This window comes from Brucella sp. IR073, assembly GCF_049065735.1.
Taxonomy (GTDB): domain Bacteria; phylum Pseudomonadota; class Alphaproteobacteria; order Rhizobiales; family Rhizobiaceae; genus Paramesorhizobium.
In genome coordinates, this window is record NZ_JBAKHD010000004.1 from 30296 (window position 1) to 50520 (window position 20225).

Consider the following 20225-nt stretch of genomic DNA (forward strand, 5'->3'; position numbering starts at 1 on the left):
GTTCACTCCGCCGCTTCCGCCTTGCGCTTCGGCCGCCGCTCCAGCAGTTCTTTCAGGAACTGTCCGGTATAGGACCGTGTCTCCTTCACAATATCCTCTGGCCTTCCCACCGCGACGATCTCGCCGCCGCCATCGCCCCCCTCGGGGCCGAGGTCGATCACCCAGTCGGCGGTCTTGATCACTTCCAGATTGTGCTCGATCACCACCACCGTGTTGCCCTGGTTGACCAGCTCATGCAGCATTTCCAAGAGCTTCGCCACGTCGTGGAAGTGGAGTCCGGTGGTCGGCTCGTCGAGGATATAGAGCGTGCGGCCCGTCGAGCGTTTCGACAATTCCTTGGCGAGCTTGACGCGCTGCGCCTCGCCGCCAGACAGCGTCGTTGCCTGCTGGCCCACCTTGATATAGCCGAGGCCCACATCGAGCAGCGCCTGCAGCTTGTCCCGCACGGCGGGAACGGCGGAGAAGAACTCGACGCCTTCCTCCACCGTCATGTCGAGCACATCGGCGATGGATTTGCCCTTGAAGGTCACTTCCAGCGTCTCGCGATTGTAGCGCTTGCCGTGGCAGACATCGCAGGTCACATAGACGTCAGGCAGGAAATGCATCTCGATCTTGATGACGCCATCGCCCTGGCAGGCCTCGCAGCGCCCGCCCTTGACGTTGAAGGAGAAGCGCCCCGGCTGATAGCCGCGCGCCTTCGCCTCCGGCAGCCCCGCGAACCAGTCGCGGATGGGCGTGAAGGCGCCGGTATAGGTAGCCGGGTTGGAGCGCGGCGTGCGCCCGATAGGCGACTGGTCGATATCTATGACCTTGTCGAGATGTTCCAGCCCGTCGATGCGGTCATGCTCCGCCGGATGCTCGCGCGAGCCCATGATGCGCCGCGAAGCCGCCTTGAACAGCGTCTCGATGAGGAAGGTGGACTTGCCGCCGCCCGAAACACCGGTGACTGCGGTGAATGTGCCGAGCGGGATTTCGGCGGAAACATTCTTCAGATTATTGCCGCGCGCGCCGACGACCTTGATGCGCTTCGCCTTGGAGATCGGACGCCGCTCCGAGGGAACCGCCACCTCGCGCGCGCCGGAGAGATACTGCCCGGTGAGCGATTTCGAATTCGCCATCACCTCTTCGGGCGTGCCCTCGGCAATGATCTGCCCGCCATGGACGCCGGCGGCAGGGCCGATATCGACCACATAGTCGGCGGTCAGGATCGCATCCTCGTCATGCTCCACGACGATGACCGTGTTGCCGAGGTCGCGCAAATGCCGGAGCGTGTCGAGCAGCCGGGCATTGTCGCGCTGGTGCAATCCAATGGACGGTTCGTCCAGCACATAGAGCACGCCGGTCAGTCCCGAGCCGATCTGCGAGGCCAGCCGGATGCGCTGGCTCTCGCCGCCCGAAAGCGTGCCGGAATTGCGCGACAGCGTCAGATAATCGAGGCCGACATCGTTGAGAAAGCGCAGCCGCTCACGGATTTCCTTCAAGATGCGCGCCGCGATCTCATGCTGCTTCTCGTTGAAGGTCTTGTCGATATCGCGGAACCAGGCATCCGCCTTGCGGATCGACATCTCGGTCACCGCGCCGATATGCAGCCCGCCGATCTTCACCGCCAGCGCCTCGGGCTTCAGGCGATAGCCATTGCAGGCGGGGCAGGGGGAGGAGGCCATATAGCGCTCGATCTCTTCGCGCGACCAGGCCGAATCCGTCTCCTTCCAGCGCCGCTCCAGATTGGGAATCACGCCCTCGAAAGTCTTGGTCGTCTTGTAGGAGCGCAACCCGTCATCATAGGCGAAGGTGATTTCCCGGCTGCCTGTACCGTAAAGAATGGCCTTCTGTGCCTCTTCCGAAAGATCGCGCCAGCGGGCGCCCAGTTTGAAGCCATAGGCCGCGCCCAGCGCCTCCAGCGTCTGGTTGTAATAGGGAGAGGACGACTTGGCCCATGGCGCAATCGCGCCGTTCTTCACGACCGCGTTTTCATCGGGAACGATCAGGTTCGGGTCGATGGCCTGCTGCGAGCCGAGCCCGTCGCAGGTCGGGCAGGCGCCGAACGGATTGTTGAACGAGAACAGCCGCGGCTCGATCTCGGGAATTGTGAACCCCGAAACCGGACAGGCGAATTTCTCCGAGAACAGGATGCGCTCATGCGTCTCATTGGCGGATTTATTGGCAGAGCCGCCTTCGGCGGTTTCTTCCGGGGGGAGGGGCTTGTCCGCGAATTCGGCAATGGCGAGGCCATCCGCCAGCTTCAGGCAGGTCTCGAGGCTATCCGCCAGGCGCGAGGCGAGATCGTCCCGCACCACCACGCGGTCCACCACCACATCGATGTCGTGCTTATATTTCTTGTCCAGCGCCGGAACGTCGGCAATCTCATAGAAGGTGCCGTCCACCTTGACGCGCTGGAAGCCCTTCTTCTGCAGCTCCGCCAGCTCTTTCTTATACTCGCCCTTGCGCCCGCGCACGATCGGCGCGGTGATATAGAGCCGCGTGCCTTCCGGGAGCGCCATCACCCGGTCGACCATCTGGCTCACCGTCTGGCTTTCGATCGGCAGGCCGGTGGCGGGTGAATAGGGCACGCCCACACGCGCGAAGAGCAGGCGCATATAGTCGTAGATCTCGGTGACGGTGCCGACCGTTGAGCGCGGATTGCGGCTCGTCGTCTTCTGCTCGATGGAGATGGCGGGCGAAAGCCCGTCGATCTGGTCGACATCGGGCTTCTGCATCATTTCAAGGAACTGGCGCGCATAGGCCGAAAGGCTCTCGACATAGCGCCGCTGTCCCTCGGCATAGATCGTGTCGAAGGCGAGCGAGGACTTGCCGGAACCCGACAGGCCGGTCATGACGATGAGCTTGTCGCGCGGCAGGTCGAGATCGACATTCTTCAGGTTATGCTCGCGCGCGCCGCGTATGGAGATGAATTTCTGATCGCTCATTCGCGCCCCTGCCATCCTGTCTTCGCGAAAGTTCAAGAGATGCCGTTCTTATCACTGGAACAAACATCGAACAACCGACTCCTGACATAAGCCACGCAAATTGTGATGACAAGATCGTTGACGAATGCTCCTGACAGGCACACATTCAATGGTGATCGAAGGCGCGGAATGATGGCCGGATGGACGAGCGGTCATCGCGCAATTCCGCCTTCGGTCGGGACGGGAATTGACAGGAGGAATGAGGCATGAGTCCACCTGATAATTCATCCAAGGCTTAAGCCACCTATAGGTGACACGCTTAAGCCGGCTACTGAAAATTTGGACGATTGATAAGGGAAACGGATGTTTCCTTGAGAACTTGCCGGTGAATCACTACCGGCAAAGAGGGTGATCCCCAATCCGGCCCCGCGCGCCAGGAACATAAGAGCGGCGGGGCCAATCACATGAGTGAATAGCAAAATAGTGAATTGTGAATGGTGGGCTTGGGTTACTCTCTTCACCATTTACCAACTTCCCCTTGCATTTGGCGCAAAAATCTATAGAACAAACATAGAACAATAACTCTGTGGATAGTCAGGGGCGAATTGCCATACGGATGCGCGCCCTGCGCCTCGCTCCTGTATGGTGCGGGGAAACACAAAAGTTGGAGTGGGTTTTATGGCAGGTAGCGTCAACAAGGTCATCCTCGTCGGCAATCTCGGAGCGGATCCGGAAATCCGGCGCCTGAATTCCGGTGATATGGTGGCCAATCTGCGCATCGCGACGTCCGAGACCTGGCGCGACAAGCAGTCGGGCGAGCGCAAGGAGAAGACCGAGTGGCACAGCGTCGTGATCTTCAATGACAATCTCGCCAAGGTGGCTGAGCAATATCTGAAGAAGGGCGCGAAGGTTTATATCGAGGGCTCGCTGCAGACCCGCAAATGGCAGGACCAGACCGGCAATGACCGCTACACGACAGAAGTGGTGCTCCAGAAATTCCGCGGCGAGCTGCAGATGCTCGATTCCCGCGGGGAGGGTGCCGGCAGCGGCGGCGGACGCTTCGAAGGCGGCCGCGGTGGCCAGATGAACGATTATTCCGACCAGGGCGGCTCCGATTTCGGCCGCTCCAGCCCATCGCAGGGCGGCGGTGGCGGCTTCTCGCGCGATCTGGACGATGAGATTCCGTTCTAAGCGGGAGACGATTCAAGCACCCCTATGATGCCAGCCATCCCAGATTGGAATTGGCTGGCATCGCCTGATTTACCGAGTGTGCGCTATTTGGCGAATGCCGAAGCGCATTTGCTATTAGCCAGCGGCTATGCCCAATATTTCGGTGGCGGTGACCATAGCTCCGGCGCATGATTTGGCTGGAGATGACTTATTGTCATCTCGTCCCGCTCCAGTGGCCATTGATCGCATCGTCCGCATCACCCCACCACCAGCGCCTTCACCCCATCCGCCACGAACTGCACCGCCAGCGCGGCGAGGATGACGCCGAGGAGCCTTGTCAGGATCGACCGGCCCGTCTCGCCTAGAAAACGGTCGATCCGTTCACCGAGCAGAAGCACCAGATATGTGGTCAGGATACAGACCAGGAGGATCAGCACCAGCACCAGCCGCGGCCCCGTCTCGGGAAACGAGCCGCCGAGCAGGATCGTCGCCGAAATCGCACCGGGTCCCGCGATGAGCGGGATCGCCAGCGGGAAGGCCGCGATGTTGCGGATGTGATCCTTGGTGATAGCCACCTCGGCGCTCTTTTCCTTCCGCTCCTGCCGCCGCTCGAAGATCATGTCGAAGGCGATCCAGAAGAGGAGCAGCCCGCCAGCAACGCGGAACGCGCCGATGGTGATCCCGAACACGCCCAATATCTGTGCCCCGGCAACAGCAAAGAGCGCCAGCACGCAGAATGAGATGATGCTTGCCCGCAGCGCCACCTGTCCCCGCGCCTTGCGGTCCATGCCTGTCGTGAGTGCCAGAAACAGCGGCGCCAGCCCCGGTGGGTCGATGGTCACCAGCAGCGTGACGAAGGCACTCAGGATTGTGTCGTAGACCATCGGATGCTTTCCGTTGAAAGGGAATTGGGGTGTAAGGGAATAGGTGAGCAGGGAGTATGTTTGCGAATAAAACATACTTTCTTGTTTCCCTGTTGCCTTGCTCCTTCAAGACGAGGCCAATCATGGCCCGAATGTGGCGTATGATTCGCCCATCTTTGTATGCCCGTTTCTATCGCATTGAAATATAAGGCCAATTATCCCCTATGAAAAGGCCTGTTTATTGGTGTTTCTTCCGCGTTTCCGCTATAAGGGCTGGATCGATTCTCGCATGAAAGACCTTTGAACAGTGTCAGATCAAACTCCGCCGACCGGTCCGCAAGATCCCAACGGCATTGAGCCGGTTTCCATTGTCGAGGAGATGCAGACCTCCTATCTCGCTTACGCGATGAGCGTGATCGTGAGCCGCGCGCTGCCCGACGCGCGTGACGGTTTGAAGCCGGTTCACAGGCGCATTCTTTACGCCATGAACGAGATGGGGCTGGACTGGAACCGCCCCTATCGTAAGTCAGCCGGTGTGGTCGGCGAGGTGATGGGTAAATACCATCCCCATGGCGACGCCTCGATCTATGATGCGCTGGTGCGCATGGCGCAGGATTTTTCGCTGCGCGATCCGCTGATCGACGGGCAGGGCAATTTCGGCTCCGTGGACGGCGACCCCCCTGCGGCCATGCGTTATACCGAATGCCGCCTCGAGAAGCTGTCCGAGACGCTGCTTGCCGATATCGACAAGGAAACGGTCGATTTCCAGGACAATTATGACGGCCGCGAGCAGGAGCCGACCGTTTTGCCGGCGCGCTTTCCCAATCTGCTCGTCAACGGCTCCGGCGGCATCGCTGTGGGCATGGCGACCAACATCCCGCCGCACAATCTCTCTGAGATCATCAACGGCTGCATCGCGCTCATCGACAATCCCGCTATCGATCTTCAGGAACTGATGGAGATCATTCCGGGGCCGGATTTCCCGACCGGCGGCATCATTCTGGGCCGCGCGGGCATCCATTCCGCGTATTCGACCGGGCGCGGCTCCATCATCATGCGCGGGCGCGTCCAGATCGAGTCCATGCGTGGCGACCGCGAGGCGATCATCATCACCGAGATTCCCTATCAGGTGAACAAGGCGACGATGATCGAGAAGATGGCCGAACTGGTGCGCGAGAAGCGCATCGAGGGTATCTCGGATCTGCGTGACGAATCCGACCGCGAGGGTTATCGCGTTGTCGTCGAGTTGAAGCGCGATGCCGTTGCCGATGTCGTGCTGAACCAGCTTTATCGCTATACGCCGCTGCAAAGCTCGTTCGGCGTCAACATGGTGGCGCTCAATGGCGGCAAGCCGGAGCAGATGACGCTGCTCGACTTGCTGCGCGCCTTCGTTTCCTTCCGTGAGGAAGTGGTCAGCCGCCGCACCAAATTCCTGCTGCGCAAGGCACGTGATCGGGCGCATGTCTTGGTCGGTCTCGCCATCGCCGTCGCCAATATCGACGAGGTGATCAACCTCATTCGCCGCGCGCCGGACCCTTCGACCGCGCGCGAGCAATTGATGGAGCGCCGCTGGCCGGCACAGGACATCGCGCCGCTCATCGCGCTCATTGCCGATCCGCGCCATGTGCTGAACGAGGACGGCACCTACAACCTGTCCGAAGAGCAGGCCCGCGCCATTCTCGATCTGCGCCTGCAGCGCCTGACCGCGCTCGGACGCGACGAGATCGCCGACGAGCTCAACAAGATCGGCGAGGAAATCCGCGATTATCTCGATATTCTCGCGTCCCGCATCCGCATCATGAACATCGTCAAGGATGAGCTTGCCGCGCTTCGCGACGAGTTCGGCACGCCGCGCCGCACCGAGCTGGGCGAGGGCGGTCCCGAGATGGACGATGAGGATCTGATCGCCCGCGAGGACATGGTCGTCACCGTCAGCCATGCCGGCTATATCAAGCGCGTGCCGCTCGCCACCTATCGCGCGCAGCGCCGCGGCGGCAAGGGCCGCTCGGGCATGGCCACGCGGGAGGAGGATTTCGTCACCCGCCTGTTCGTGGCGAGCACCCACACGCCGGTGCTGTTCTTCTCCTCGCGCGGCATCGTCTATAAGGAAAAGGTCTGGCGCCTGCCCATCGGCACGCCGCAATCGCGCGGCAAGGCGCTCATCAACATGCTGCCCTTGCAGGAGGGCGAGCGCATCACCACCATTATGCCGCTGCCTGAGGACGAGGATAGCTGGGCGAACCTCGACGTCATGTTCGCGACGACGCGCGGCACGGTGCGGCGCAACAAGCTCTCGGATTTCGTCCAGGTCAACCGCAACGGCAAGATCGCGATGAAGCTGGAGGAGGAGGGCGACGAGATCCTCTCCGTCGATACCTGCACCGAGTTCGACGACGTGCTTTTGACGGCGGCGGGCGGCCAGTGCATCCGCTTCCCCGTCACCGATGTGCGCGTCTTCGCGGGCCGCAATTCCATCGGCGTGCGCGGCATCAATCTGGCCGAGGGCGACAAGGTCATCTCCATGGCCATCCTGCACCATGTCGATGCGACGCCCGCCGAGCGCTCTGCTTATCTGAAGCGCTCCATCGCCGAGCGGCGCGCGGAGGGGGCGGAAGACGCGGAAGATATCGTTGTTGTAGGCGAGGATGTAGGGGCTGACGCGGAGCTTTCCGAAGAGCGCTATCAGGAGTTGAAGGCGCGCGAGCAGAGCGTGCTGACCATCAGCGAATATGGCTACGGCAAGCGCTCGTCTTCCTACGAGTTCCGCATCTCGGGCCGCGGCGGCAAGGGCATCCGCGCCACCGACACTTCGAAGACGGACGAGATCGGCAAGCTCGTCGCACTCTTCCCGGTCGAGGCGAAGGACCAGATCCTGCTGGTGTCGAATGGCGGCACGCTGATCCGCGTCCCCGTGGACGGCATCCGCATCGCCGGCCGCTCGACCAAGGGCGTCACCATCTTCAAGCCCGCCGATGGCGACCGGGTGGTCTCCGTCGAGCGCATCTCGGAATCCGAAGGCGACGATGTCGAGGAGATCCAGAGCGAGACCGGCGAAGACGGCGGCGAGGCATAAGAAACAAGAAAGGCGGCGCTTGGGAGAGCGCCGCCTTTCTTTCTTTGGCTGGAGGGCCAGGTAAACTGTTATTTGTGCCGCGGCATGCGGCGAACGGTGCGAATATCGAAGACCGGCTCCGCGATCTTCTGCCGCGCGGCGTTCTCCTCGAGCAGCAGGATGATTGCCGCAACCGTCATCGAGATCATCATGGACAGCGAGAGCAGAAATATCAGCATCGGACTTTCCTTTCGCAACCATTACGCTTTAACACGAAAAAAGTTGCATAATCGTTGTCTGATATTGTCAAAAGCGATCTGAATTGCGCGTGAAGTGCCGGTTCATCTTCAATTCATAATTTGTTGAGGGCCGTTTCTTTTTGTAAGAGAGGCATGGATCGAGACATTGAATCCCGTTCCCAAACGCGTTACGCCAGTCTCATGACCATCGCTATCTATGCCGGATCTTTCGATCCCGTGACCAACGGCCATCTCGACATCCTCAAGGGCGCGCTGCGCCTTGCGGATGAGGTCGTCATGGCCATCGGCATCCATCCGGGCAAGAAGCCGCTCTTCTCCTTCGAGGAGCGCGAGAAACTCATCGGCGAGGCGGCCAAGGCCATGTTCGGCGTGGACGCCAGGCGCATTCGCGTGGTTTCGTTCGATGGGCTTGTTATCGACGCGGCCAAAAAACATGGCGCTACGCTGATGGTGCGTGGCCTGCGCGACGGCACGGATTTCGATTATGAAATGCAGATGGCCGGCATGAACGGCGCGATGGCGCCCGATATTCAGACCATCTTCCTTCCTGCAAGCCCGCAATCGCGCGCCATTACCGGCACTCTTGTGCGCCAGATCGCCTCAATGGGGGGCAATATCCGCCCCTTCGTGCCCGCTGCCGTCGGGCAGGCGCTTAAATCCAAGTTCAAATCCTGAATGGAGAAGACTTCCATGAAACTGTTCCGTTTGAGCATGGCCGCTATCGCCATGGTCGCGTTCACGCTGGTGGCGTCCCTGTCCGCCCGCGCTGCCGACCCGGAAAACACGCTGGTCCTCACCCTGAAATATGGGGACGTGGTGATCGCGCTGCGCCCGGACCTCGCGCCCAAGCATGTCGCGCAGATCAAGAAGCTGGTGCGTGAAGGCGCCTATGATCACGTCGCCTTCCACCGTGTCATCCCAGGCTTCATGGCGCAGACCGGCGATGTCGAATTCGGCAATTCCAAGAAGGGCTTCGACGCCGCGCGCGTCGGCACCGGCGGCTCGAAGCTGCCCGATCTGCCGGCCGAGTTCTCCAAAGAGCCCTTCGTGCGCGGCACGGTCGGCATGGCCCGTTCGGCCAATCCGAATTCCGCCAATTCGCAATTCTTCATCATGTATGGTGACGGCTCGTTCCTCAACGGCCAATACACCGTGATAGGCAATGTCGTCAGCGGCATGGACGCCGTAGATAAGATCAAGAAGGGCGACGAAGCCAATAATGGCGCGGTCAAGGACCCCGACGAGATCATCAAGGCCGTCATCCAGGCCGATGTGAAGAAGTAAAAAAGCGTCAGCGCCGAAGCGGAAGCTCTGGCGTTGTATCACGCGGCCACCTAAATGCGTTTGCGAGCCGGGTTTGGTGCCTGGCTCATACAATGCGATTAACTACCAAGAGCCGATTTCCAACTGACCAAAGGAGACTGAAATGGCTTACAAAGATCCCGAAAACACGCTCGTCCTCGAAACCACCAAGGGGAACGTCGTCATCGAGCTTTATCCCGATCTGGCCCCCGGCCATGTCGCGCGCATCAAGGAGCTGGCGCGCGAAGGCGCTTATGACGGCGTGGTTTTTCACCGCGTCATCGACGGTTTCATGGCCCAGACCGGCGACGTGCGCTTCGGCAAGACCGGCGGCGCGAACTTCAATCCGGCCCGCGCCGGCATGGGCGGCTCCGACAAGCCGGACCTGAAGGCGGAATTCTCCAACGTCAACCACAAGCGCGGCACCTGCTCCATGGCCCGTAGTCAAGCGCCGGACTCGGCCAACTCGCAATTCTTCATCTGCTTCGCGGATGCGCCTTGGCTTGACCGTCAATATTCGGTCTGGGGCCAAGTGATCGAAGGCATGGACAATGTCGACAAGATCAAGCGCGGTGAGCCGGTGCAGGATCCGGATTCGATTGTGTCGGCGCGGATTGCGGCTGATATCGCGGCTTAAGCGAGAACGCCGGCGGGACAGCGCCCCCCTCTGTCCTGCCGGACATCTCCCCCGCAAGGGGGGAGATTAGCTTTCATCTATGGCGGCTTTGCATTCTGCTCCGACGACGATTGGCGAAAGCAGAAGTGACAGCCGATCTCCCCCCTTGCGGGGGAGATGCCCGGCAGGGCAGAGGGGGCGCTGTCCCGCCAACATTTTCCAACTGAGCAAGCCATGCGCGTAGACCTGTTCGATTTCGATCTGCCGGAAGAGCGGATCGCGCTTCGCCCGGCGGAGCCGCGTGATTCCGCACGTCTTCTGCATGTCAGGCCGGGCGAGCCGCTCGCCGACTTGCACGTCTATGACCTGCCCGATCTGCTCCAGCCCGGCGACGCGCTGGTTTTCAACGATACAAAGGTCATTCCAGCCCAGCTCGAAGGCATCCGTGAGCGCGAAGGCACGGTCGCGCAGATCAGCGCGACCTTGCATATGCGCGTCGGGCCGGACCGCTGGAAGGCGTTCCTGCGCCCCGGCAAGCGGGTGAAGGAGGGCGAGCGCATCCGCTTCGGCCATGGCGGGGCGAGCTGCTATCTTGGCACCCTCGACGCCATCGTCGCGGAAAAAGGCGAAGCGGGCGAGGCGCTGCTTGTTTTCGACCTGAGCGGCGCAATGCTGGACGAGGCGATTGCCACGGTGGGGCATATTCCGTTGCCGCCCTATATCGCCTCCAAGCGGCCCGAGGACCAGCGCGACCGCACGGATTACCAGACCGTCTACGCCCGCGAAGAGGGGGCCGTCGCCGCGCCGACCGCCGGACTGCATTTCACGCCGCAACTGCTCGAAAGGCTGACGGAGCGCGGTGTCGAGAAGCATTTCGTCACGCTTCATGTCGGGGCAGGAACGTTCCTGCCGGTGAAGGCCGACGATACCGACGACCACAAGATGCATTCCGAGATCGGCCATGTCTCGGAGGCAACCGCCGGAGCGCTCAATCGCGTGCGGGCCAATGGCGGGCGAATCGTCTGCGTCGGCACCACTTCCTTGCGGCTTCTGGAAAGTGCCGCGGACGAAAACGGCGCGATGCGGCCATGGTCGGGCGCGACGGATATTTTCATCACCCCCGGCTACCGCTTCCGCGCGGTCGATGGGCTGATGACGAACTTCCACCTGCCGCGTTCGACCCTGTTCATGCTCGTCTCGGCTTTCTCCGGGCTGGAGACGATGCGCGCGGCTTATGAGCACGCGATCCGGGAAAACTACCGCTTCTATTCCTATGGCGACGCAAGCCTGCTATGGCGTGCGCTATCATGAGTACAGACTTCCAGTTCAAACTCCTTGCCACCGATGGCGCTGCAAGGCGCGGTGAAATCACCATGCCGCGCGGGACCGTCCGCACCCCTGCCTTCATGCCTGTCGGCACTGGCGGCACCGTCAAGGCCATGTATATGGACCAGGTGCGCGATCTCGGCGCCGACATCATCCTGGGCAATACCTATCATCTGATGCTGCGCCCCGGCGCGGAGCGTGTCGCGCGGCTTGGCGGCCTCCACGAATTCGCCCGCTGGCCCGGGCCGATCCTGACCGATTCCGGCGGCTTTCAGGTCATGTCGCTGGCGCAATTGCGCAAGCTCAACGAAAAGGGCGTAACTTTCCAGTCGCATATCGATGGCCGCGCCTATGAAATGACGCCAGAGCGTTCCATCGAAATTCAGGGCCTGCTCGATTCGGATATCCAGATGCAACTCGACGAATGCGTCGCACTGCCGGCCTCCGAAAAGGACATCGAGCGGGCGATGGAGTTGTCCTTGCGCTGGGCGGAGCGCTGCAAGACGGCCTTCGGCGACCAGCCGGGCAAGGCGATGTTCGGCATCGTGCAAGGCGGCGACAATGCGCGGCTGCGCGAGCGCTCGGCGACTGCGCTGAAAGCGATGGACTTGAAGGGCTATTCGGTCGGCGGCCTTGCGGTGGGCGAGCCGCAGGCGGTGATGCTCGACATGCTGGATGTGGTCTGCCCGATCCTGCCCCCGGAAAAGCCGCGCTATCTCATGGGTGTCGGCACGCCGGACGACATATTGAAGTCGGTGGCGCGCGGCATCGACATGTTCGACTGCGTCATGCCGACCCGCGCCGGCCGTCATGGCCTCGCCTTCACGCGCCATGGCAAGATCAATCTGCGCAATGCCCGTCATGCCGAGGATCACCGCCCGCTGGACGAGCAATCCGATTGCCCCGCCACGCGCGATTACAGCCGCGCCTATCTGCACCATCTGGTGAAGTCGAACGAGTTCCTGGGCGCTATGCTGCTCACCTGGAACAATCTCGCCTATTACCAGAAGCTTATGCAAGGTTGCCGCGATGCTATCGAGGCGGGGCGTTACGCGGATTATGTCGCGGAAACGCAGGCGGGATGGGAGCAGGGGGATATTTCCGCTTTGTGAACCTCGCCCTTCGAGGCTTAGATCTCGCGATTCACCTCAAGACGAGGGTGAAAGGGGTAGAGCCTAAAAAACACACCGCGTGGAATGCCCCTCACCCTTACCCTCTCCCCGCAAGCAGGGAGAGGGGGACGTGAACCTTTCCGCCTCTTCTTCTCCCCCTGCACCTGGCAAAAGAGACAAGCGAACGACGTCAATGTCCCCCTCTCCCCGTATTTCACGGGGAGAGGGTAAGGGTGAGGGGCATTCCGAGACATTCCAGTGAATCCCTCATGGCTAGGCGCGACCTGGCCTTGAGCTTGTCCAGGGAAGGGGAATCTCGTTATCGATGAGGGCGCTTGGTCCTGCGGCTATTCGCTCAACAACCCCGTCAGCCGCTCCATTACCAGCTCCCGCTCAGCATCTGTCAGGATATCGCAGTCGAAAAGCTGCATGGCGCGCATTCCTTCGACGGCGAGGAAGGTGATGAGGGCCACGGCCAGGTCGCTCGAGCGCGACTGCATCCGGTCGAGCAATTGCCTGTTGTAGCGGCGGATGGGGCTGATGAAATCCGGATTTTCCGCAAGCGCCGCCAGAACGCCCGAGGGCGGCGGCTCCTTGTGGCATTGTTCTGCGCGGAAGACTTCGAGATAGGCTTCCGCGACGCCATTGGGCGCATCTTGCCGCTTCTCGTCTTCGGCATTGAGCGCCGCCTCATGCTCTCTCAGATGCTCCTCGACCACCGCTTCCAGCAGCTTCGCCTTCGTCGGGAAATGATAGAGGAGACCGCCCTTGGAAAGACCCGCGCGGGCGGCGGCCGCATCGAGCGAGAGATGCGCAGGGCCCACTTCCTTGGCCAAGGCCGTGGCGGCCTGCAGGATTCTCTCGCGCGACGACAATTTTTTACCGTACATCTAGAACTTTCGGCGTACACATCCGGTTGACAATACCGTCCGGACGGTACAGTAATCCGCGCTTGGAATTCAACCTAAAACGATTGCCCTCGCCATGATGTGATTGCGTGCAGGCAGTCCGAAGTCATGCCCGCTCTGGAGCCTCCCACCGATGCGTCGCCTTCTTCCCTTTTTGCTTCTCCTGCTCGTCCTTGCCGTTTGCGGTGGGCTCGTCTGGTTCAATCTGATCTTCAAGCCGGAGATGGTTGCGAGCTATTTCGCCAACATGAAGCAGCCGCCGCTGACGGTCTCCACCGTCACGGTCAAGCCGGCGAAGTGGGATCCGTATATCGAGGCGATCGGCACGGTGAACGCCTCGGAAGGCGTGAATCTGGCCGTCCAGGTCGCGGGGATCGTCAAGCAGATCAATTTCAAGGCCAACCAGCGCGTCAAGCAGGGCGAGCTTCTCGTCCAGCTTGATGACAGCATCGAGCAGGCGGATCTCGCTTCCGCGCAGGCCGACGCGGCTTTGAACGAGATCAATCTGAAGCGTGCCCAGACGCTTCTGGGCCAGCGCGTCGGCTCCGTATCGGATGTCGATACCGCCAGGGCGAGGGCCGAATCGACGCAGGCTACCGTGGCCAAGCTCGAGGCGACGGTTGATCAGAAACGCCTGACTGCGCCGTTCTCCGGCACCATCGGCATTCCGCAGATCGATATCGGCCAGTATTTGCAGCCGGGCACGACGGTCGCCACGCTGCAGAACCTCGACACGATGCGCGTCGATTTCACCGTTCCTGAGCAGTCGCTTGACAAGCTGAAGATCGGCCAGCCGGTCAGCGTCAACCTTTCCGACGACGACACGACCTTTGACGGCAGGATCATCGGCATCGACCCACGCATCGATCCGTCGACCCGGCTCGTTTCCGTGCGCGCCCAGGTGGAGAACCCCGACCGCAAGCTGACGCCCGGCCAATTCGTGCAGGTTCGCGTCAAGCTGCCGGAAGAGAACAATGTGATCGCGCTGCCGCAGACGGCGGTGACGACCAGCCTCTACGGCGATTACGTCTTCGCCGTGCGCGAGGCTGAAGCCAAGGACGGCAAGCCGGCGGAAAAGGGACCCGACGGCAAGCCGGCTCAGGTGCTGGCGCAGGTCTTCGTCAAGCTTGGCCGTCAGTCCCATGGCCGGGTGGAAGTCACAAGCGGCTTGAAGGATGGTGACATCATCGTCGATTCCGGCCAGAACCGCCTGAGCGCGGGCCAGCATGTGGTCATCGACAACACCGTCAATCCCTCTGACGCGCTGCAACAACAGCAATAGGGCGACGCTATGAGCTTTTCGGACATATTCATTCGCCGTCCCGTGCTTGCCACGGTCGTGGCCCTGATGATCATTCTTCTGGGCGCGCTGGGCATCTCCAACCTCTCGGTTCGCGAATATCCGAAGGTCGATGAGACGGTTATCACCATCACCACGGCCTATCCCGGCGCGAACGCGGACCTGATCCAGGGCTTCATCTCGTCGCCCATCGCGCAGGCCGTCGCGACAACCGAGAACATCGATTACGTGACGTCCTCGAGCGCGCAGTCGACGAGCACCGTCAGCGTGCATATGCGCCTGGGCGCCAACCCTGACGCGGCGCTGACTGAGGTGATCTCCAAGGTCAACCAGGTGCGTGGCGACCTGCCTTCGGAGGCGGAAGACCCCGTTATCCTCAAGGGAACCGGGCAAAGCTTCGCGACGATGTATCTGGCCGCGCAGAACCCGAACATGACGAACGAGCAGATCACCGAATATCTCGACCGGGTGATCAAGCCGCGTCTTTCGACCGTTCCCGGTGTGGCCGAGACGCAGATTCTCGGCGGCCAGACCTATTCGATGCGCGTCTGGCTCGATCCCGTCCAGCTTGCCGCGCGCAATATCACCGCGGCGGAGGTGCTGGGCGCGATCAACGCTTCGAACTTCCTCTCTGCTCCGGGCAAGACCAAGAACCAATTCGTTAGCACCTCGATCCTGCTGAAATCCACGTTGCAGACGCCCGAGGCGTTCGGCAACATGGTGGTGAAGTCCGACGGCGACAACATTGTGCGCCTGCGTGACGTGGCGAAGGTGGAGCTCGCCGCCGAGAGCACGGACACCATTGTCAGGTTCAACGGCCAGGACGGCACCTTCCTCGGCATCATGCCGACACCGGGCGCCAACCCCATCGACGTGGCGAGCGCGGTCCGCAAGGAATTGCCCAACATTCAGGCGTCGCTGCCCGAGGGCATGTCGCTCGTCATCGTCTATGACGCGACCGAGCAGATCAGCTCGTCGATCCATGAGGTGTTCACGACCATCGGCGAAGCCGTCGCCATCGTCGTTATCGTCATCATCCTCTTCCTGGGCTCGTTCCGCTCGGTCATCATTCCGATCGTGACGATTCCGATTTCATTGATCGGCGTCTGCTTCTTCCTCTATGTGCTCGGCTATTCGATCAATCTTCTATCGCTGCTGGCCATGGTGCTTGCCATCGGCCTCGTGGTCGACGACGCCATCGTGGTGCTTGAGAACATCCACCGGCACATAGAAGAGGGATTGAAGCCCATCGACGCGGCGTTGAAGGGCATGCGGGAAATCACCGGCCCTATCATCGCCATGACGATCACGCTCGCCGCCGTGTTCGCCCCGCTCGGCTTCACTGGCGGCCTGACGGGTTCGCTCTTCCGCGAGTTCGCCTTCACGCTCGCCGGCGCGGTCATCATCTCCGGTATCGCGGCCTTGACGGTCTCGCCGATGATGTGCTCGCGTATGCTGTCCCATGGCAATGCCTCGCGCTTCCAGCAGTTCATCGACCGCACCTTCGGGCGCTTCGAAAACTGGTATGCGCGCCGCGTCGAAGGTTCGCTGAACTATCGCCCCATCACGTTGCTGATGGTTCTTGCGCTGGTGGGCGTGACGGGCCTCCTGTTCATGCACACCAGCACGGAGCTCGCGCCGGAAGAAGATTCGGGCGCTCTCTTCGCGCAGATACAGGGGCCGAAATACGCGACGTCCCAATATATGAAGCTCTATTCCGACCAGATGGACAATCTGACCAAGGATATTCCGGAGCTTCGGGCGCGCTTCCAGATCGTCGGCATGGACGGCGGCACCAATTCCGGCATCGCTCTTTGGGCGTTCAAGGACTGGTCGCAGCGCACCAAGTCGCAGAAAATGCTTCAGGAGGAAATCACCCAGCGCCTCACCAAGCTCGCGGGCGTGCAGGCATTCGCCTTCGCTCTGCCCTCGCTGCCGGGCGCAGGCGGTGGCCTGCCGATTTCGGTCGTGATCCAGTCCACCGGCCCTGCCGATCAGGTCTACGAGATGGCCGAGAAGATCAAGAACGAGGCGCAGGCTTCGGGACAGTTCATCATCGTGCAGAACTCGCTGTCCTATGACTCGCCGCAGACGACCGTTACCATCGACCGCGACCGTGCGGCGGCGCTGGGCGTCAAGGTCAGCGATATCGGCCAGACCCTCGGTCTCCTGACCGGCGGCGCGTCGGTTGCCAAGTTCGACCGCGATTCCAACAGCTATGACATCATCCCGCAGGTGCCGGACCAGTACCGGAACAACCCCGACCGCTTGGGCGAGTTCTATGTGCGCAGCGCCTCGGGCCAGATGATACCGCTGAACTCGGTCATCAAGGTTTCCGAGAATGCGGCGCCGGCGGCGATCGAGCAGTTCAACCAGTTGAACTCGGCAACCCTCTCCGCCTTGCCGATGCCGAGCGTGACCTCGGGGCAGGGGCTGCAGACGATTGTCGATATCGCCCGGAAGAACCTGCCGGAAGGCTACTTCATCGATTATTCCGGCCAGTCGCGGCTTGAGGCCACGCAGGGCAATACGATCCTCGTCGCCTTCATCCTGGCTGTCGTAGTCATCTACCTGGTGTTGGCGGCACAGTTCGAGAGCTTCCGCGATCCCTTCATCATCATGATGTCGGTGCCGCTGTCGATCTTCGGCGCCATCGTGCCGCTGAACATGGGGCTCGGGACGCTGAACATCTATACGCAGGTGGGCCTCATTACGCTCGTCGGCTTGATCACCAAGCACGGCATCCTCATGGTCGAGTTCGCCAACCAGCAGCGCGAGCTGCATGGCATGACACGGCGCGAGGCGATCATCGAGGCGGCGAAGACCCGTCTTCGTCCGATCCTGATGACCACGGCGGCGATGGCGCTCGGCGTCGTGCCGCTGATCATCGCCACCGGCGCGGGCGCCGCGGCGCGCTACTCCATGGGCCTCGTGATCTTCACCGGCATCCTGGTCGGAACGATCTTCACCCTTTTCGTGGTGCCGATGTTCTACACCTACATCTCCAAGAAGGAGGGGCTGGCGGAGGAAATGGGCGAGCCGGAACCGGCGCACCACTGAGCCAGTTCACCGAAACTTGCATTTACGAAAATGGGCGACGCCGGTTATCTCTGATAACCGGCGTTTTCTTTTGCGCATGATCCGGAGAAGTTGCAGACTTTTTGGATAGGATCATGCGGCCTAGAATTTGTTTTCTAAATGCATGGGAGTTTTTCCCGTGTGAGGGGATATCATGAGCAGCATACCGTTATCGGTTCTCGATCTGTCGCCCGTTCCAGAGGGAGGCGACGTGGGGCAATCCCTGCGCAATTCGCTTGACCTAGCCCGCAATGCCGAGCGCCTGGGCTACCGCCGCATCTGGTTCGCCGAGCATCATGGCATGCCGGGCATCGCCAGCGCGGCGACCTCGGTGGTGATAGGTTATGTCGCCGGAGGCACCTCGACCATCCGCGTCGGTGCAGGCGGTATCATGCTGCCCAATCACGCGCCGCTGTTGATTGCCGAGCAGTTCGGCACGCTCGCCGCGCTTTATCCGGGGCGAATCGATCTTGGCCTCGGTCGTGCGCCGGGCACCGACCAGCTGACGGCAAGGGCGTTGCGCCGCAATTTGAGCGGCGATGCGGACTCTTTTCCGCAGGATGTCCAGGAGCTCCTGTTTTATTTCGACCCGGCGGAAGAAGGCCAGCGTATACGCGCCGTGCCGGGGGAGGGGCTGGAGGTCCCGGTCTGGATATTGGGATCGAGCCTTTTCGGCGCGCAACTCGCTGCCTTGTTGGGCCTGCCTTACGCCTTCGCCTCGCACTTTGCTCCCGCCGAAATGGAACACGCGATAGAGCTCTACCGCGCCCAGTTCCGGCCGTCGCGATATCTCGACAAGCCCTATCTGATGCTGGGCGTGAACGTCTTCGCCGCGGAAACGGATGCCGAGGCGAAGCTGCTCTTCAGCTCGCTACAACAGGCCTTTGTGAACCTGCGCATGGGCCGCCCCGGAATGCTGCCCGCGCCTGTCGAGAACTACGAGGAGGGGCTGGACCAGACGGCGCGCGCGCTGCTTCGCCATGCGTTGTCCTGCTCTTTTGTCGGCGCGCCGCAAACGGTTAAGCAGGACCTCGACGCTTTCATCGCCCGCACCCGTCCCGATGAACTGATGGTTACGGCGCAGATTTTCGACCACGCCGCCCGCATCCGTTCGTTCGAGATATTGGCGGATGTGATGGGTTTGTGACAGAAGCCAGCCTTACCACACGGAAATCGCTCCCGATTTTCGTGTGGTACGCTGCAGAATGCTGTTGACCCGCGCGGCTCCCGCCCTTATGTTCCGCGCGACTTCCCGGGGACACCCCGTCCCCCAGGGAGCGCGTAGCTCAGCCGGTAGAGCAACTGACTTTTAATCAGTAGGTCCAGGGTTCGAATCCCTGCGCGCTCACCAACAAAATCAAGCAGTTACTTGAATTTCTAATAGACGAACGGGTGCAAAAATGGGCGCCATGTGACGCCCATTTCCTGTTACGATACGGATCGGTACTCACGAAGCGGCAGGCGGCATCGGTTTCTTTGGCGTGCCGTGCAGCAGCGGATCGCCGGGAGCAAGCTCGTTGACGGTTTCTCCCAAGGGCTGGGGATCGGCCAAATACTCGAACTCACCCTTTCCGTCGGGAGTGGGGCCCTTGGCCCAGCGTCCGGCTTCGCTTTCGGTTCCGTCCGAGCAGTTCCAGAACTGATAGGCGACTTCGGACATTTCGCGCTCCTGCGGGAAGCTCTGCGGCACCGGCGTTGTCTCGAGGCCGTCTTCCTGCAGTTCGGCGATAGCAGCAAGCCATTGATTCTGGTGCATTGTATCCCGCGCGATCAGGAAGGAGAGCATGTCGCGAACGCCGGGGTCATCAGTCATTTCGTAAAGACGGCAGACCTGGAGGCGTCCTTGCGATTCAGCCGTTACGTTGAAGCGGAAATCGGCAAGAAGATTGCCGGAAGCGATTGTATACCGCGCATTCCAGGGATAGCCGACGCTGTCGGTTGGGGTGGCGCCCATGCCTGAGACAATGGCATGCTGCGGGTTCATTCCGGACACGAGCACGTCCTCAAGGCGCGAGCCTCCGAGAATCGCGCCGACCGCGGAGTTCTCAGCCGCCGCCTCCTGCGCCTCCACGGGCGACGTTTCCAGCAGCCGGGCGATCATGGTCGCCAGCATCTCGACATGCGCGATTTCCTCCGTGCCGATGTCAAGAATCATATCCCGGTATTTGGCCGGCGCACGGCAATTCCACCCTTGGAACAGATAGGTCATCATCACGCTGATTTCGCCCCACTGGCCGCCAAGCACTTCCTGGAGCTTCTTGGCATATACGGGGTCGGGACGTTCGGGCTTCGCATTATACTGGAACTGGTTTGTTCTGAAGAACATCTGGCT

The 20225-nt window shown here is 61.2% G+C and carries 15 protein-coding genes and 1 tRNA gene; 11 read left to right on the plus strand and 5 right to left on the minus strand.

All coding sequences use genetic code 11. The features are described 5' to 3' along the window. Window positions 1-2: 2 nt before the first annotated feature. Window positions 3-2927, minus strand: a complete 2925-nt coding sequence (gene uvrA, locus ACOWVG_RS09560) for an excinuclease ABC subunit UvrA (protein ID WP_420961734.1) — start codon at window positions 2925-2927, stop codon at window positions 3-5. 657 nt (window positions 2928-3584) lie between these two features. Between uvrA and ACOWVG_RS09565 the strand changes: the two genes are divergently transcribed. After that, the gene (locus ACOWVG_RS09565) at window positions 3585-4097 is read left to right on the plus strand and encodes a single-stranded DNA-binding protein (protein WP_420961735.1); all 513 of its coding nucleotides are present in this window, start codon (window positions 3585-3587) and stop codon (window positions 4095-4097) included. Window positions 4098-4333: 236 nt separating this feature from the next. On the opposite strand, the gene ACOWVG_RS09570 is transcribed toward ACOWVG_RS09565, so the two are convergent. Beyond that, on the minus strand, window positions 4334-4960 hold the full coding sequence (locus tag ACOWVG_RS09570; protein ID WP_420961736.1) for a MarC family protein: 627 nt from the start codon (window positions 4958-4960) through the stop codon (window positions 4334-4336). A 286-nt stretch (window positions 4961-5246) separates the two neighbouring features. Between ACOWVG_RS09570 and gyrA the strand changes: the two genes are divergently transcribed. Then, window positions 5247-8012 (plus strand): DNA gyrase subunit A, encoded by a 2766-nt coding sequence (gene gyrA / locus ACOWVG_RS09575; protein WP_420961737.1) that lies wholly within the window; start codon window positions 5247-5249, stop codon window positions 8010-8012. Window positions 8013-8080: 68 nt separating this feature from the next. On the opposite strand, the gene ACOWVG_RS09580 is transcribed toward gyrA, so the two are convergent. Further along, complete coding sequence (locus ACOWVG_RS09580; RefSeq protein WP_420961738.1) at window positions 8081-8230, minus strand: hypothetical protein; 150 nt, start codon at window positions 8228-8230, stop codon at window positions 8081-8083. Window positions 8231-8431: 201 nt separating this feature from the next. Here ACOWVG_RS09580 and coaD point away from each other — a divergent pair, with 201 nt between their 5' ends. From coaD to tgt, 5 genes are all read left to right on the plus strand, one after another. Then, window positions 8432-8926 carry a pantetheine-phosphate adenylyltransferase gene (coaD, locus tag ACOWVG_RS09585; RefSeq protein ID WP_420961739.1) on the plus strand — a complete coding sequence of 165 codons (495 nt, stop codon included), beginning with the start codon at window positions 8432-8434 and terminating at the stop codon, window positions 8924-8926. Window positions 8927-8941: 15 nt separating this feature from the next. Continuing rightward, window positions 8942-9535 carry a peptidylprolyl isomerase gene (locus ACOWVG_RS09590; protein WP_420961740.1) on the plus strand — a complete coding sequence of 198 codons (594 nt, stop codon included), beginning with the start codon at window positions 8942-8944 and terminating at the stop codon, window positions 9533-9535. A gap of 142 nt (window positions 9536-9677) precedes the next feature. Further along, entirely contained in the window at window positions 9678-10190 is a 513-nt protein-coding gene (locus tag ACOWVG_RS09595) for a peptidylprolyl isomerase (RefSeq protein ID WP_420961742.1), read from the plus strand. 213 nt (window positions 10191-10403) lie between these two features. Next, window positions 10404-11480 (plus strand): tRNA preQ1(34) S-adenosylmethionine ribosyltransferase-isomerase QueA, encoded by a 1077-nt coding sequence (gene queA / locus ACOWVG_RS09600; protein WP_420961744.1) that lies wholly within the window; start codon window positions 10404-10406, stop codon window positions 11478-11480. Next, window positions 11477-12607 carry a tRNA guanosine(34) transglycosylase Tgt gene (tgt, locus tag ACOWVG_RS09605; RefSeq protein ID WP_420961746.1) on the plus strand — a complete coding sequence of 377 codons (1131 nt, stop codon included), beginning with the start codon at window positions 11477-11479 and terminating at the stop codon, window positions 12605-12607. The genes queA and tgt overlap by 4 nt, the downstream gene beginning before the upstream one ends. Window positions 12608-12954: 347 nt before the next feature. On the opposite strand, the gene ACOWVG_RS09610 is transcribed toward tgt, so the two are convergent. After that, window positions 12955-13497, minus strand: a complete 543-nt coding sequence (locus ACOWVG_RS09610; protein WP_420961748.1) for a TetR family transcriptional regulator — start codon at window positions 13495-13497, stop codon at window positions 12955-12957. 151 nt (window positions 13498-13648) lie between these two features. Here ACOWVG_RS09610 and ACOWVG_RS09615 point away from each other — a divergent pair, with 151 nt between their 5' ends. From ACOWVG_RS09615 to ACOWVG_RS09630, 4 genes are all read left to right on the plus strand, one after another. Continuing rightward, a complete protein-coding gene (locus ACOWVG_RS09615; RefSeq protein ID WP_420961750.1) occupies window positions 13649-14797 on the plus strand; it encodes an efflux RND transporter periplasmic adaptor subunit in 1149 nt (382 codons plus the stop codon). Window positions 14798-14806: 9 nt separating this feature from the next. Beyond that, complete coding sequence (locus ACOWVG_RS09620) at window positions 14807-17875, plus strand: efflux RND transporter permease subunit (protein WP_420961752.1); 3069 nt, start codon at window positions 14807-14809, stop codon at window positions 17873-17875. A gap of 172 nt (window positions 17876-18047) precedes the next feature. Beyond that, window positions 18048-19040, plus strand: coding sequence for an LLM class flavin-dependent oxidoreductase (locus ACOWVG_RS09625; RefSeq protein ID WP_420961754.1), 993 nt, complete (start codon window positions 18048-18050; stop codon window positions 19038-19040). 128 nt (window positions 19041-19168) lie between these two features. Next, window positions 19169-19244, plus strand: a tRNA-Lys gene (locus ACOWVG_RS09630). A 96-nt stretch (window positions 19245-19340) separates the two neighbouring features. Here ACOWVG_RS09630 and ACOWVG_RS09635 read toward each other — a convergent pair. Continuing rightward, window positions 19341-20219: a manganese catalase family protein gene (locus ACOWVG_RS09635; RefSeq protein ID WP_420961756.1), complete on the minus strand. Its 879-nt coding sequence runs from the start codon at window positions 20217-20219 to the stop codon at window positions 19341-19343. Window positions 20220-20225: the final 6 nt, after the last annotated feature.

What these genes read in the sequence shown, in the direction of transcription:
- uvrA (WP_420961734.1), bottom strand. Translation starts at nt 2,927, where the DNA reads ATGAGCGATCAGAAATTCATCTCCATACGCGGCGCGCGCGAGCATAAC.
- ACOWVG_RS09565 (WP_420961735.1), top strand. Translation starts at nt 3,585, where the DNA reads ATGGCAGGTAGCGTCAACAAGGTCATCCTCGTCGGCAATCTCGGAGCG.
- ACOWVG_RS09570 (WP_420961736.1), bottom strand. Translation starts at nt 4,960, where the DNA reads ATGGTCTACGACACAATCCTGAGTGCCTTCGTCACGCTGCTGGTGACC.
- ACOWVG_RS09580 (WP_420961738.1), bottom strand. Translation starts at nt 8,230, where the DNA reads ATGCTGATATTTCTGCTCTCGCTGTCCATGATGATCTCGATGACGGTT.
- coaD (WP_420961739.1), top strand. Translation starts at nt 8,432, where the DNA reads ATGACCATCGCTATCTATGCCGGATCTTTCGATCCCGTGACCAACGGC.
- ACOWVG_RS09590 (WP_420961740.1), top strand. Translation starts at nt 8,942, where the DNA reads ATGAAACTGTTCCGTTTGAGCATGGCCGCTATCGCCATGGTCGCGTTC.
- ACOWVG_RS09595 (WP_420961742.1), top strand. Translation starts at nt 9,678, where the DNA reads ATGGCTTACAAAGATCCCGAAAACACGCTCGTCCTCGAAACCACCAAG.
- queA (WP_420961744.1), top strand. Translation starts at nt 10,404, where the DNA reads ATGCGCGTAGACCTGTTCGATTTCGATCTGCCGGAAGAGCGGATCGCG.
- tgt (WP_420961746.1), top strand. Translation starts at nt 11,477, where the DNA reads ATGAGTACAGACTTCCAGTTCAAACTCCTTGCCACCGATGGCGCTGCA.
- ACOWVG_RS09610 (WP_420961748.1), bottom strand. Translation starts at nt 13,497, where the DNA reads ATGTACGGTAAAAAATTGTCGTCGCGCGAGAGAATCCTGCAGGCCGCC.
- ACOWVG_RS09615 (WP_420961750.1), top strand. Translation starts at nt 13,649, where the DNA reads ATGCGTCGCCTTCTTCCCTTTTTGCTTCTCCTGCTCGTCCTTGCCGTT.
- ACOWVG_RS09620 (WP_420961752.1), top strand. Translation starts at nt 14,807, where the DNA reads ATGAGCTTTTCGGACATATTCATTCGCCGTCCCGTGCTTGCCACGGTC.
- ACOWVG_RS09625 (WP_420961754.1), top strand. Translation starts at nt 18,048, where the DNA reads ATGAGCAGCATACCGTTATCGGTTCTCGATCTGTCGCCCGTTCCAGAG.
- ACOWVG_RS09635 (WP_420961756.1), bottom strand. Translation starts at nt 20,219, where the DNA reads ATGTTCTTCAGAACAAACCAGTTCCAGTATAATGCGAAGCCCGAACGT.